Source organism: Thalassobius vesicularis (assembly GCF_004799325.1).
In the GTDB taxonomy this organism is placed as follows: Bacteria; Pseudomonadota; Alphaproteobacteria; order Rhodobacterales; family Rhodobacteraceae; genus Thalassobius; species Thalassobius vesicularis.
In genome coordinates, this window is the sequence record NZ_SSMD01000027.1 from 1 (window position 1) to 755 (window position 755).

At 61.9% G+C, this 755-nt stretch carries 2 protein-coding genes; one reads left to right on the forward strand and one right to left on the reverse strand.

Going from position 1 to position 755, the window contains the following annotated elements; translation table 11 throughout:
- Nucleotides 1-54 precede the first annotated feature (54 nt).
- Nucleotides 55-336 (reverse strand): hypothetical protein, encoded by a 282-nt coding sequence (locus tag E7681_RS18625; RefSeq protein WP_136340763.1) that lies wholly within the window; start codon nucleotides 334-336, stop codon nucleotides 55-57.
- Between the two features lie 213 nt (nucleotides 337-549).
- Between E7681_RS18625 and E7681_RS18630 the strand changes: the two genes are divergently transcribed.
- Nucleotides 550-755: hypothetical protein (locus E7681_RS18630; protein WP_136340764.1), on the forward strand; the 206-nt coding region annotated here is incomplete at its 3' end.

The window sequence follows — 755 nt, forward strand, 5'->3', positions numbered from 1 at the left end:
GGTGTGGGCCGTCTGGCTGACGCAGCGATAAAGGCACGCTGGCTGGTCGTAGGCCTAGCCATTGGTGCCCTGATCCTGACGGTTGGCGCTCTCATGGGTGGCGTGGTCAAACGGGAGGCTATGCCTGAAATAGATGGCGATGTTCTCGAAGCGCGATTGATGCTGCCTGCCGGTACTCCGCTGGCGCGAACCACAGAGGCAGTTGTACAGGTTGAGGCTGCTCTGGACCGAGTGAATGAGCGCCTCTCGCCCGAACAGCCTGCGTCGCAGGCACTCGTAATCCGTCGCATTACCCGACTTGGCCGCAACCTGTCGACCGGCGAGACTGGCGCTCATGTCGCCACCGTTGCAGTGGACCTTCTCGGCGCCGAGACCCGCGCAAATACATTGGATGAGATAGTCTCGCTATGGCGAGAGGAAATCGGCCCATTGGCTGGAGTATCATCCCTAATCCTGACTGAACCGGGGATTGGCCCTCAGGGTATAGCCGTTGAACTGCGCCTGTCTCACGTTGACCTTGTCACGCTCGAAGCGGCAGGGCGTGCCACTTTGGCTGAACTCGAAACCTACGCCGGTGTGCGTAACGCGATCCTCGACTTGCGTCCGGGCGCGCCCGAGTTGCGACTGACCCTATCGCCGGGGGCAGAGGCGCTTGGCCTGACCGCCACGGAAGTGGCGGGCCAACTTCGTGCCGCCTTTCTTGGCACGCAGCTTACGGAAATCCGGCGCGGCGATCTGGCTTGGGATCTGGAAGT

Excerpts from the sequence above, each read along its gene's own strand:
- E7681_RS18625 (WP_136340763.1), bottom strand. The coding sequence starts at position 336 with ATGAGCGCCAGTCTCGCCGGTCGACAGGTTGCGGCCAAGTCGGGTAAT.